Below are 11,454 nucleotides of genomic sequence, written 5' to 3' on the forward strand. Positions count from 1 at the left end.
CTGAATTACACCTTTAAGGTCTCAAAGAAATCAGCATTTTTGCAGCTTATTGGTGCCTTATCCACACTATCTTGATGCTTTAGCAACCACTTTTGACATCCCTCAGCCCAACCGCATCCACGACATCGGGTTACAGTTTCAGCCCAGTCTTGATCATGCAATCTGCCGTCTTGAATTGCAGCAACCAAATCAACGCCTGCAGTTTTAGCCATTCGTTTGGCCAGCCAATAATGCGTGACTGTATCGCCCAGTGGTTTTGTCATATCATGCTTCCCTGCAACGTTGATTGCAGGAAAGCAGCTTATTTACATACGGTCTTTGACCTAGGTCAAAGGCGCGCTGCGGTTTTGCGAACCGTTTCGATACGCTGATTGTTCGGCGGGTGCGTTCCAAGGAAACGGTTGCCCGGATCAGGAATACGGGTGAAATACGCAGCCCCTTTGACAGGGTTGAAGCCAGCCCGCGCCGTGATCACAGTCCCAAGCGAATCAGCTTCCAGTTCGAAATCCTTTGAATAGGTACGTGCGCCGACAGTCGCACCAACATCCTGGGCTGTTCGAATGCCCGCATCATTGGCACCAGTGGCTGAAGCCAATGTGCTAAGGATCAATGCCCCAGCCACTGCATTACGACGCTGACGCGCAATATGGCCTTGGATATGGTGCGCAGCTTCGTGACCCATAACGAATGCCAGTTCATCTCGGTTGCGGGTGTCACGGATCAAAGATGCCGTAAATACAATGACGGGCCGTCCGTTTTTTTCGAGTGTTTGAAAGGCATTCGGCGGCTGGTTTTTACGATTATCCACCACGATGCGAAAATCACAGTTCACACCTTTGGTACGAGCGCGGCATTCACGCTCTGCTATTGGTTCAACCTGACGCACAACGGCTGCAAAGTTTTGCGATGCCTGCGACGCACTGATTTTCGGCGGTGGCGGCTTTGTGCTGGTTGGGGCGGGCTGTGATGTTGTCGTTTCAACGCAGCCTGCTGCAAGTAGCAAACCAGATAATATTAACCAACGCATTTTTGACCTCTTGTAATAGTTCATGACAAAGTTAGCAGGATTCTGTCATCGAGCCACCCCTTTGGAGAATTCATCTGCGGCTTGTGGCTTGCATTCCACCAAACTGCACTTACTCTGAACATATGTTTACGATTGAACATGATTTTGACGCCACAGTTGTGACACTGGTTGATGATGGTCCAGCACCTTTGAAAGAAGACGTGATCATCAACGCATTCGAAGATTGCATTACAGTCGAACAATATGACAGCCGAACAGATAAAGTCACCAAGATCACATTATCATTGTCGCAACTAAAAGATCTGTCACTTGCGCTAAACCTTCCCGAAGGTGTCTATAGCGCGAACCCATTTGCAAAGTAATCAGTGCGGGACCAAACAATGCCAAACCCAAACCCAGACGCAATGGCGTTTCTGCTAACCCGAAGGTCACGCCCTGCGAAAACGCTTAGGCTTCCCGTACCTGACGCCGCGGCCTTGGCCCCCATAATTCAGGCCGCGGCACGAACACCTGATCACGGCAAGTTAGAGCCATGGCGATTTATTGTCATGACACGCAATCCGCTGTTGCGACTTGCAGGTCTATGCGAAAAACGTGGCAGTCAGCTAAATCTTGACCCTGATAAAATTGCCAAGATGCATAGCCAATTCGCACAAGCCCATTTGGCAGTTTGCGTGGTTGAAAGCCCCAAGCCATCTGAAAAAATCCCCCCTATTGAACAGACGTATTCTGCGGGTGCCGTCTGTCTTGCACTTTTGAATGCAGCTTTAGCTGCTGGATGGGGGGCGAACTGGCTTTCCGGCTGGGCATCACATGATCGGGAATTTGCACAACAGGGTTTGGGATTAGCAGCGCATGAACGTATTGCAGGATTGATCCATATTGGGACAGAAACATCAATCCCGCCAGAACGCCCAAGACCTGATATTGATGCGATAACAACTTGGATGACCAAATGATTTTAAACGATTTTTTCAAAGCCCTAGGGCAGATGGGTGATCCAAAATTCCTGCGTGTTTTCTTTTTGGGCGTCGGAAGCACCATTGCCATTCTTTTTGTATTCTATCTGATATTTCTTGGCCTGCTTCAGTGGATATTTCCTGACAGTATGACCATTCCATGGATTGGCGAAGTTCGGTGGATTGATGATGCGATTTCTTGGGCTTCCATTCCACTGATGCTGATCTTGTCGGTTTTTCTGATGGTTCCTGTCGCATCCGCCGTGACAGGTTTCTTTCTAGAAAGTGTGGCGCAAGCCGTTGAAGATAAGCATTACCCATCACTACCGCCCGCCATCCAATTTGGTTTTATGGAAACACTTCAGGATTCGGCCGCTTTTCTTGGCGTGATTGTCGTGGCCAACTTATTTGCGCTGATCCTGTATATTTTTCTAGCACCCTTTGCGCTTTTTATATTCTGGGGTTTGAACGGATATCTGTTGGGTCGTGAATATTTTCAAATGGTTGCAATGCGCCGGGTTGGCCGCGATGCAGCAATATCATTACGCAAAAAATATATGCTTCGAATATGGATTGCCGGCATATTAATGACAGCACCACTGACAATACCGCTAATCAGCCTAATTGTTCCGATCCTAGGCGTTGCAACCTTTACCCATCTCTATCATCGGATACAGGCGACGACATCCGGTCGAACCAATCCAGATCCCGCACGCTGATCACACCCGACAGGATCGTACCAGCGATCAAAACCCACAGAACGACACTGACTACCGTCACTATCTTAGCCTTTCGTCCCAACTGCGGATCTGCAGGGGCCGAGGCATGTGTGCCGGGTACGATTTCGCCCATATCACCCTGAGTTTTCATGCGCAATGGCAGCACGATAAACAGGACCATAAACCAAATCACGGCAAAAAGAACGATGGCGGATGTTATTGACATAATATTTAAATAGCCTTCGTTCAGACTTCTTCCAGCTCGACCAGACAGCCATTGAAATCTTTGGGGTGAAGAAACAAAACGGGTTTTCCATGGGCGCCAATCTTTGGCTCACCATTACCCAATACGCGTGCACCTTCAGATTGAAGATGATCCCGTGCTGCGATGATATCATCAACTTCATAACAGACATGATGAATACCACCTGACGGGTTCTTTTCCAGAAATCCAGAAATCGGGCTATCTTCACCCAATGGGTAAAGCAGTTCGATCTTGGTATTTGGTAATTCGATAAAAACCACCGTAACGCCGTGTGCCGGTTCGTCTTGTGGCTTTCCAACATTCGCACCCAAAGCTGTACGATACTGGTCTGATGCAGCCTGCAAGTCAGGTACAGCAATAGCAACGTGGTTCAGACGACCAATCATAACAGACTCCTTTTTATCAGATTAAGCTGACTTATGCTGCAGATAAGGGCAAGACAAGACGCTGCGTTAACACTCCGTTAGCCAAGGTCGGATTTAGTGCGAGTCACATCAAAGGACCGGAGAGAATGAAATGGACACCTTCGACAAGTTCACAATGACACCCACGCCGACGTCTGCACGACCGCTATTGGGGTTAACTGTGCTGGTTGTGGAAGATAGTCGATTTGCTTGCGAAGCCATCCGGCTTTTGTGCTTGCGTTCTGGTGCTCGGATCAGACGTGCAGATTGCCTGCGTTCTGCCCGGCGTCATCTACAGGCCTATCGTCCATCAGTGCTGATTGCCGATCTTGGCCTGCCAGACGGATCTGGCGCAGACCTGATCCGTGAGCTATCGCAAGTGAAACCGCGTGTTGATGTTATTCTGGCAATCAGCGGCGATAGTAATTCAAAGCAGACAGCACTGGACGCAGGCGCAGATGCCTTTATCTCAAAACCAATGGAAAGTCTGGCAGCATTTCAGGAAATCGTCCTAAGCCAGTTGCCCGCAGATCAACGCCCACGCGGCCCACGTGTTTTGCCCGATGACATGATTGCGCCCGACATGATGGCCTATCAGGACGACATGGCCCATGTTGCTGATGTCATTTCAAATGATCCCGATGATACAATGCTGGAATATTTGACACAGTTCCTGTCTGGCGTCGCCCAAAGCGCACGTGACCAGGAATTAATGATTGCCGTAAAGTCGCTTGCATCAGATCGAATGGATGGCAAACCGACCAGATCGTCGCTGGCACGCCTGTCCGCAATGGTCCAAGAACGTGTTAATGGCAAAATCGCGATTTAACTCCGTTTGACCTCTGCAATATATCAACTGATAGAAGCCATTGCCTCAACCTCGATAAGAAACTCTGGTCTGGTAAAGCCAGCTACCATCATCAACGTAGAGGCTGGTTTGATCGCAATGCCAGCCAGCCAGCCAGTGTGGTTTCAATTAATCGCTGCAATATAGGATTCAAATTTCTCTGCTAGCGTTCGGTATTACAAGGTTTTTCGAGATCGCTCGTTTAGCTGGCGAGCGACGGCGCCGAGTTTGGCTTGACTAAACCCCGATATATCAATGCATTTTGGGAAGTACTGTCTCAGAAGTCGGTTGGTGTTTTCGTTGCTACCGCGTTACCGAGGTGACTGGGGATCACAAAAGAAGACGCCGATCTTTGTGGCCATGGTAAACTTCGCATGTCTGTGCATTGAACCAAGTTGCAGTTTCTCAGCTACATAGCATGTGAGGCGAACGGCTGGTCCCAACCCGAGCGACCGGAAAACTCGAAGAGTTCACCCTGGCAGGCGGCGACATCAATGCCACGGGCGCAATCTACCAGCCGAGCGCCGTCTCCATTCGCTCATGTTCAAATGCTGGTGCGCATTGCTTCTGCGCGGCCCCGGTTATGCCATGCTGGCGGAGTGTTTCGCCTCAGGTCCTGACTATCACGTTGGCCACGTCTTTAGCCATGTCCCTGACATAGGTTTCCTCGATATCAAAAAACGGCGTGGCATTGATTACGGCTTCGATGGAACGCACAAACCCATGAACGTCACTGATCCCGGTTTCCAGAGTGGGTTGGGCGTGGCACAGACCTTGTTCGACAACTTTATTTGCGACGCCCAAGGGGAACCGGATCATCGAACACGCCCTCTGGATCGACACATGCCAATCAGTTCTGGTCTCGTCAACCAGCGTTCGTTTCCGAGCAGACCTTAGAGCTTCCGCTTTAGAACATCCTGAAGCATTTCTTTGTCCAGTGCCAAGTCAGCAGCAATCTTCTTCAGCCTGAAATTCTCATCTTCCAACTCACGCAGTCGCTTCATGTCTGTCGGCAACATGCCTGCGTACTTTTTCTTCCAGTTAAAATACATCGGTTGGCTGATCCCCGCCTTTTGACAGATCTCAGAAACGGTCGTGCCTTCATCGCCCTGCTTGATGATGAACGCCTTCTGCGCGTCCGTGAACTTCGATGCTTTCATGCGTTTCCGCTCCTCTCCCAGCTCAGGAACATCTAGCGGAAAACTCTAACCAAAAACGAAGGCGTTTCTGGGGATCACAGCAAACACACAACATCAGCCGCACAAAGAAACCTTTTTAAAAGAATGCTTAAAACAGAGTGCCCAAAGGGCTGATTACAGATCACCCGTAATGATATAGGGTGCGATTAAAGCCGGGATTTGATCGTCAACGATATTCAACTCCAGAATATTTCCATAAACCATGGAATTAAAGAATTCTGACTGCGATATTTTTTTTCGATAAAATGGCGGCGCCTGATCGCCATATGCATCCTGTGCGGTGCTTAGCAGTGTCTCGGTCAATGCAATCAATGTGTCATCTGCGACCAGGTTCTGCTCCATATAGGCAGGACTAAAGCGGCCTTGCATAAAAGCACCCATCAGAATATTAAATTCGATGAAATTAAGGTCTATATGCATCTATGACTGTCTCTTTTGAGGTCAGATCACCAAGTGGCCTATAAGGTTGCAATGGCGTGAAGTACTGATAAACATAGTGCTTTTGCTGATCTACGGATTGTTTTTGAAGCCAGTCCCACGTTTGGCTGTCTTCTTGGAACGTCAGAATTGCCTGATCGCGAAACGGTTCAAGTTGCGTTGTCAGATCGGGTGTCAGATCCATCAGATCATCTATGATTTTGTTCAAGGGCTGGCTGAGGGTTGCCAGCGTATCATTAGGGTTGAACTTGCGGACGCAGATGATTTTCAGAAGCTCGATACATTCGTCCTGCGTCCCGAACGTGATTTTATGCGTTTGATCCGTCATTGCGGCACATTCCTAGGTATGAAGAGCGGCATAATATGGCTCATAGACAAGAAACTGAGGATGTTCAGCAAAAATATTGGGACCTGAGTCAATAAACAATACGTGCCCCGGTACAGCCCGCAAGGCGCCTGGATGCAGATATTCATTCGACGGAAAGTTATGCTTTGCAAATGCGATCGGAACCGTTCCATCCACGGCGACATGGGTATAGCTTTTTTCTTTTCCCAGATACAGCGGATTGCCGATAAACAGGGAATAAAACACCGTCATCGGGCCCCATGGGCTTTCGGCGAAATAGACGCCTCCGCCAAGTCCGGGGGTCATAACGTTGCTTAAACGAATTGCTGCGGTCACTTCAGGTCGTGTGAAATGCCAAAAATGGCGCCAATCACATCCGCGTTCGCATGTGGTGGTATCTGTTGTGGTGGTTGCACCTGTTGTTGGAACGGCTGGCGTTTCGACATCGTCCGAGGACAGCAGATCGGTAATATTATCAACGGCTGCAGCACCCCCATCATAAATCGCCTCGCCCAAACTGGCCGAGGCCCGTTGACCCGCAGGCGTCATCAGATAAACGGCCCCTGCCAAAAGTGCAGCACCCCCAACATATACACCCCCTACAGCGGCGGCCGGTACAGCAGCTGGTCCTGCCATTATGAATTTCCTTTCGTCAGGCGTTTCATCGCAGCGACGTAGGATTTTTCAAGCAATTCAACGCGTTTTGAGATGGGAATATGAGTATTATTCAACAAAGGCCCCTCCAAAATGGTCTGATGCTGTTCATCAAATAGAATAACCAACATCGTTAATTTGTAGCAATCTTTAAATCTGACAATCTCGCCAGTATCTCGTTGTTTCAGACAATTGAAAACGTAATCTACCAATTGTACCAGATCACCTTCGAGTGTAACAGATTTCTTAGCAAATTTCTGTTCAATCGCCTTGTGGACATCCTTTTTCAGCTGGACTTCCTTGGGCTGTCTAAATGCACGTTTGTCTGATAGATCTATTATGAATTTCTTCTGTGGACCGCGGGGTTGTTCTGGATCTCTTTCAAAGCAAAAAGTTTCTTTATCCAAGGGATTAATTGCAATCATCCTATGTATAAATGGCTTGAAAAGCGCATCAATCTTGTCGCTATCGATCATACGATCTTTGAAATAGGATATCAGGACAGAGGGTTCCCAAAATCTGAAGTAAAACCATTTTTTCGCATCATCCTGCACTTTGGTAAATTTACGGAAGTGCGCCCGAAGCTGATCGAGAGTAGCTGTTGATCGTATATAGATGCCCGCTTCTTTGTCCCACAAATACCACGGCACATCGTCTACGGGATCATGTGTAAACAGATGGCGGGTAAATGTGTTGTCCGCTTCCAGCTTGACGACCCAAGGGGCTACATTCTTAAGATCGTCTGCAGCCTGGCCCTTGAAGAGACATCGATGCTCCAGCTTGGACGTACTAAGCAGCTCGGGCAAGTTTGTGACCTTCGCCGCATCCAAGATCGCATAGGTATGCAACGGCCTGTCAGGATCAGTCTGGCCGAAAAGTGAATTTTGCAAAGCATCCGGCACTGTCTTGGGCGGGTAGACCCGTAACTGATCATCCAGCGGCATGATATCCTTAATTCTCTCGATGATCAGAGGAGACGCCGATGTCTCGACCGTCTCAGCCAACACAGGGTGCTCGCCTTCGTTCCAGGGGTCTTCATATGTTCCCGTGTTCACTGATCAAAATCCGCGTTGTTTCAAAACCTATTTAGTCACGTCAATATCCGATATGTGGCAGAGCATCTGGCCAAATGCAACTGTAAGATGCGGCTTTGCGGGGGCATAAATTGGCTTTATCAAAAAGCTTTTATTTCCTTTAAACTGACTGGTTGCGGAGCACCCGGTCTGGCCTCCATCGAGGAGTGGGGGCTGCAAAGGATAAGGGGCTTGGAAACCACAGGACTAGGGCCACGCGGAGCTGCAACAATGTGAAGTGAGCATGGCGAGCCCCTCTTTTGCCTGCGCCGGAGACGACAGCCCTAAACGTTGATCAATCGGCCAGATGATTGTGCAAGGTTTGGTGCAGGTGGAGAGGTAAATCTCCACATCCTGCGAGCGGGTTCCAAGGGGCGGCGATAAGCCCTTTGGTCAGGATCCATCTGTGAAAAGATGGCGGCATTCAATCCGCGCAGGGTTGATCTATGGGGTGTTGGGGAGAGAGACCTCTCCCCGACGAGAGATCAAACGCAGGTACGCTTGCATTACGATATACAGGCTCAATGCCTCGGCGTCGTCATTGGCTGAGGGAGATAGAACGCAGGAGCGCAGCAGCCCATTCTCAAGAGGTGTGGTACTACCACACAAATCTTGCATCATTCCTTAAGGCCCAGTTTTTGCAATGCTTGGTCCACTGGTACAGTTGCCAGCGTATGACTTGGTTTGAACACATCTTAGGTCATTGTGGACCATCCGCAAGCTGGATCGGATCACACACGTCAATTGTCCTGAGCAGATGAAGGAAAGTTTCACGGCAAGTGTTGAGCGGTATGCGATTTACAGCCTGTATCTCTATGACATATTTGATATTTTTACCTTTTTTTCAACATTTTACGAACATTCGCAAAAATGGATTAAAGCTGTCACGCAAGTGTAACATTCCCCAGTATAGCGTCCAACCCATCGCTAGGATTTTGACTATTCAAACCCAGTTGGAGGACGACATGGATCGCAAAACGATCATAACTAACCCTGAGCATTGCAACAAGGCCGAGGCATTCGAGGCATTCGACGACATCCCGACAAACCCGAATCTGTCGAATACCATTGGTGACATGATCAACCGCCGGTATGGTCGCCGTGACATGTTACGGGGTGCGCTTGGTGTGACGGCTGCAACGGCGCTGTTTGGCACATCCGCCCTGATCGCGCCCAAGCAGGCAGCTGCCCAGACAGCTGCGAACAGCCGCTATAATTTTGACGAACTGACCTGGGGCAACGACATCAATCACCACATCGCCGACGGGTATAACGCTGACGTGCTGCTGCGGTGGGGTGACCCCATCACCGCCGATGCGCCCGAGTTTGATCCGCAAAACCAGACGGTTGAGGCGCAACTGAAGCAGTTTGGCTATAACAACGACTATGTGGGCTATATCGCGCTGGACGAAAATCGTGGCATCCTATGTGTGAACCACGAATACACCAACGAAGAGGTCATGTTCCCCGGTCTTGGCCGTCAGGATCGCGCCGGGTTTGAGGGCATGACGAAAGAGATCGTCGACATCGAAATGGCGGCCCACGGTGGCACGGTCGTCGAAATCCAGAAGGGTAGCGACGGCAAATGGTCGGTGAACCGCAACAGCTGGTACAATCGCCGTATTTCGCCTTTTGATACCGAAATGACATTCTCGGGGCCGGCTGCAGGACATGACCGGATGAAAACCAACGCCGACCCAACCGGCCTGGCGGTGATCGGCACGATCAACAACTGCGCCGGTGGTATGACGCCCTGGGGTACGTACCTGATGGCCGAAGAAAACTTCCACGGATATTTCTGGACCGATGTCGTGGATGCCGATGGCGACCCCGATGTGTCGGCCCAGCCCGAGGCCGTATCGATGCGCCGTTATGGTGTGCCCGGTCGTTGGTACGCCTGGGGTCAGTACTATGACCGCTTCAACATCGACAAAGAACCGAACGAGCCGAACCGGTTTGGCTGGATTGTCGAGGTTGACCCGCGCGACCCGACCGCGACGCCGATCAAGCACACGGCGCTTGGCCGGTTCCGCCACGAAGGCGCGGAAACCACCGTCAGCAGCGACGATCGTCTGGTGATCTATTCCGGCGACGACAACCGCTTTGACTATCAGTACAAGTGGGTGTCGCGGAACGTGGTGAACGAAGAAACGGCTGTCTTCGGCAGCAGCCTTCTGTCGGACGGCACGCTTTATGTGGCGCGGTTCAACGAAGACGGCACCATCGATTGGCTGCCGCTGCGCCATGGTGAGGGCCCGCTGACCGCTGAAAACGGCTTCAAGGATCAGGGTGATGTAATGATCGACACACGCCTGGCCGCCGACCTGTTGGGCGCCACACCGATGGACCGCCCCGAGGACGCTCAGCCACGTGGCGACGGAACGGCCTATATCATGCTGACCAACAACACCCGTCGTCAGGCCGATCAGGTGAATGCGGCCAACCCGCGCGCTGAGAGCGCCTTTGGTCACATCATCGAGATCAAGGAAGAGGGCGGCAACCACGCAGCGACCCGCGGCACATGGGACATTCTGGTGAAATGTGGTGACCCGACCGTGGCCGATGTGGGCGCCGAATGGAACCCCGAGACCAGCGAAAGCGGTTGGTTCGGATCACCCGACAACTGTGCGATCGACGCAGACGGTCGTCTGTGGATTTCGACCGATCAGGGCAGCAACTGGGGCCGCACAGGCAAATCCGATGGCCTTTATGCCCTGGAAACCGAAGGCGACCTGCGCGGGCACTCGAAACTGTTCTTCCGCTGCCCCGTTGGCGGTGAACTCTGTGGCCCATACTTCACCGACGACGCCGAAACGCTATTCCTGGCGGTTCAGCACCCCGGCACCGATGGCACAAAGGACTTTGAAGGGTTCGAGCGTGACTCAACCTTTGAAGACCCCGCCACCCGTTGGCCCGACTTCCAGGACGGCATGCCACCACGCCCATCTGTGGTGGTCGTCACGAAACAAGGCGGCGGTAAAATCGCTGTCTGATCAAACATATTATCGAAAAGGGCCCTGGTCCGGGCCCTTTTCAGACTGCTCATGGTTCTGATGCTTGGCTCTACTGATCGTCCTTCAAGTCATCGCCTATCTCTCGGATCATGATGCGCCGGTGCAGGGGCATGGCGTCGAATTTCAGTGAGGCCTTTGCCGTCGTTGTTGGCCCAGGCAGCCCCGACACGATGCCAATAGGATGTTTCACCTTCGCCTGTCACTTGATAGATGGCGTGGGTTGGGTGGTTTTTGTTAGTGTCGTTTGTCAGGGTCTTACTTCTTTTTGTCTGGCCAGGACACCTGCGTCCGGCCTCATGGGTGCAAAACCTCCGACGCTCAGATCGGACGGATCATGGGCCACACGGGGGTGCGTAAGCACCCTGGTGCGCGCAGGCCATTGATCGGTCCGATGCGGCGGGGATATCCACCCCATCATTTGCGGAAGAGTGTGAAATCCTACGCTCTCATGAGCGTTTTTGATTTTCCCGGCACGATGAAACTACCCCGCTGGCGCGGGATGGTCAAAA

General features: G+C 51.1%; 15 protein-coding genes and 2 pseudogenes. 5 read left to right on the top strand and 12 right to left on the bottom strand.

Annotated features, from left to right (window positions below; all coding sequences use genetic code 11):
- Positions 1-5: 5 nt before the first annotated feature.
- Positions 6-263: a DUF6455 family protein gene (locus HRQ87_RS14715; RefSeq protein WP_174139201.1), complete on the bottom strand. Its 258-nt coding sequence runs from the start codon at positions 261-263 to the stop codon at positions 6-8.
- A 65-nt stretch (positions 264-328) separates the two neighbouring features.
- Positions 329-1,027 carry a M48 family metalloprotease gene (locus HRQ87_RS14720; protein ID WP_174139202.1) on the bottom strand — a complete coding sequence of 233 codons (699 nt, stop codon included), beginning with the start codon at positions 1,025-1,027 and terminating at the stop codon, positions 329-331.
- 122 nt (positions 1,028-1,149) lie between these two features.
- Between HRQ87_RS14720 and HRQ87_RS14725 the strand changes: the two genes are divergently transcribed.
- Genes HRQ87_RS14725 through HRQ87_RS14735 form a run of 3 tightly spaced genes read left to right on the top strand, consistent with a single transcriptional unit; the run spans position 1,150 to position 2,705 of the window.
- The gene (locus tag HRQ87_RS14725; RefSeq protein WP_174139203.1) at positions 1,150-1,389 is read left to right on the top strand and encodes a hypothetical protein; all 240 of its coding nucleotides are present in this window, start codon (positions 1,150-1,152) and stop codon (positions 1,387-1,389) included.
- An 18-nt stretch (positions 1,390-1,407) separates the two neighbouring features.
- A complete protein-coding gene (locus tag HRQ87_RS14730; RefSeq protein ID WP_174139204.1) occupies positions 1,408-1,986 on the top strand; it encodes a nitroreductase family protein in 579 nt (192 codons plus the stop codon).
- Positions 1,983-2,705, top strand: coding sequence for an EI24 domain-containing protein (locus HRQ87_RS14735; protein WP_174139205.1), 723 nt, complete (start codon positions 1,983-1,985; stop codon positions 2,703-2,705). The genes HRQ87_RS14730 and HRQ87_RS14735 overlap by 4 nt, the downstream gene beginning before the upstream one ends.
- Here HRQ87_RS14735 and HRQ87_RS14740 read toward each other — a convergent pair.
- Together HRQ87_RS14740 and mce are read right to left on the bottom strand one after the other, a co-directional pair.
- Positions 2,638-2,931, bottom strand: a complete 294-nt coding sequence (locus HRQ87_RS14740; protein ID WP_174139206.1) for a DUF1467 family protein — start codon at positions 2,929-2,931, stop codon at positions 2,638-2,640. The two genes, HRQ87_RS14735 and HRQ87_RS14740, sit on opposite strands and share 68 nt — an antisense overlap.
- Before the next feature lie 20 nt (positions 2,932-2,951).
- On the bottom strand, positions 2,952-3,356 hold the full coding sequence (gene mce, locus HRQ87_RS14745; protein WP_174139207.1) for a methylmalonyl-CoA epimerase: 405 nt from the start codon (positions 3,354-3,356) through the stop codon (positions 2,952-2,954).
- Positions 3,357-3,486: 130 nt separating this feature from the next.
- Between mce and HRQ87_RS14750 the strand changes: the two genes are divergently transcribed.
- Positions 3,487-4,203 carry a response regulator gene (locus tag HRQ87_RS14750; protein ID WP_174139208.1) on the top strand — a complete coding sequence of 239 codons (717 nt, stop codon included), beginning with the start codon at positions 3,487-3,489 and terminating at the stop codon, positions 4,201-4,203.
- 194 nt (positions 4,204-4,397) lie between these two features.
- Here HRQ87_RS14750 and HRQ87_RS14755 read toward each other — a convergent pair.
- From HRQ87_RS14755 to HRQ87_RS14785, 7 genes and pseudogenes are all read right to left on the bottom strand, one after another.
- Positions 4,398-4,598 (bottom strand): annotated as a pseudogene (locus tag HRQ87_RS14755) (transposase); the annotation flags it as partial.
- 232 nt (positions 4,599-4,830) lie between these two features.
- Positions 4,831-5,040 carry a hypothetical protein gene (locus tag HRQ87_RS14760; protein ID WP_174139057.1) on the bottom strand — a complete coding sequence of 70 codons (210 nt, stop codon included), beginning with the start codon at positions 5,038-5,040 and terminating at the stop codon, positions 4,831-4,833.
- Positions 5,029-5,381 (bottom strand): annotated as a pseudogene (locus HRQ87_RS14765) (transposase); the annotation flags it as partial. The pseudogene HRQ87_RS14765 and the gene HRQ87_RS14760, both read right to left, overlap by 12 nt.
- Before the next feature lie 153 nt (positions 5,382-5,534).
- On the bottom strand, positions 5,535-5,840 hold the full coding sequence (locus HRQ87_RS14770; RefSeq protein WP_174139209.1) for a hypothetical protein: 306 nt from the start codon (positions 5,838-5,840) through the stop codon (positions 5,535-5,537).
- Entirely contained in the window at positions 5,824-6,186 is a 363-nt protein-coding gene (locus HRQ87_RS14775) for a hypothetical protein (protein ID WP_174139210.1), read from the bottom strand. The genes HRQ87_RS14770 and HRQ87_RS14775 overlap by 17 nt, the downstream gene beginning before the upstream one ends.
- A gap of 12 nt (positions 6,187-6,198) precedes the next feature.
- The gene (locus HRQ87_RS14780) at positions 6,199-6,840 is read right to left on the bottom strand and encodes a hypothetical protein (RefSeq protein WP_174139211.1); all 642 of its coding nucleotides are present in this window, start codon (positions 6,838-6,840) and stop codon (positions 6,199-6,201) included.
- Positions 6,840-7,802: a DUF4123 domain-containing protein gene (locus tag HRQ87_RS14785; protein WP_174139212.1), complete on the bottom strand. Its 963-nt coding sequence runs from the start codon at positions 7,800-7,802 to the stop codon at positions 6,840-6,842. The genes HRQ87_RS14780 and HRQ87_RS14785 overlap by 1 nt, the downstream gene beginning before the upstream one ends.
- Positions 7,803-8,896: 1,094 nt before the next feature.
- Here HRQ87_RS14785 and HRQ87_RS14790 point away from each other — a divergent pair.
- Complete coding sequence (locus HRQ87_RS14790; RefSeq protein WP_174139213.1) at positions 8,897-10,924, top strand: PhoX family protein; 2,028 nt, start codon at positions 8,897-8,899, stop codon at positions 10,922-10,924.
- Positions 10,925-10,994: 70 nt separating this feature from the next.
- On the opposite strand, the gene HRQ87_RS14795 is transcribed toward HRQ87_RS14790, so the two are convergent.
- Positions 10,995-11,135, bottom strand: coding sequence for a hypothetical protein (locus HRQ87_RS14795; RefSeq protein WP_174139214.1), 141 nt, complete (start codon positions 11,133-11,135; stop codon positions 10,995-10,997).
- Positions 11,136-11,454 lie beyond the last annotated feature (319 nt).

Source organism: Parasulfitobacter algicola, assembly GCF_013315265.1.
Lineage (GTDB): Bacteria > Pseudomonadota > Alphaproteobacteria > Rhodobacterales > Rhodobacteraceae > Parasulfitobacter > Parasulfitobacter algicola.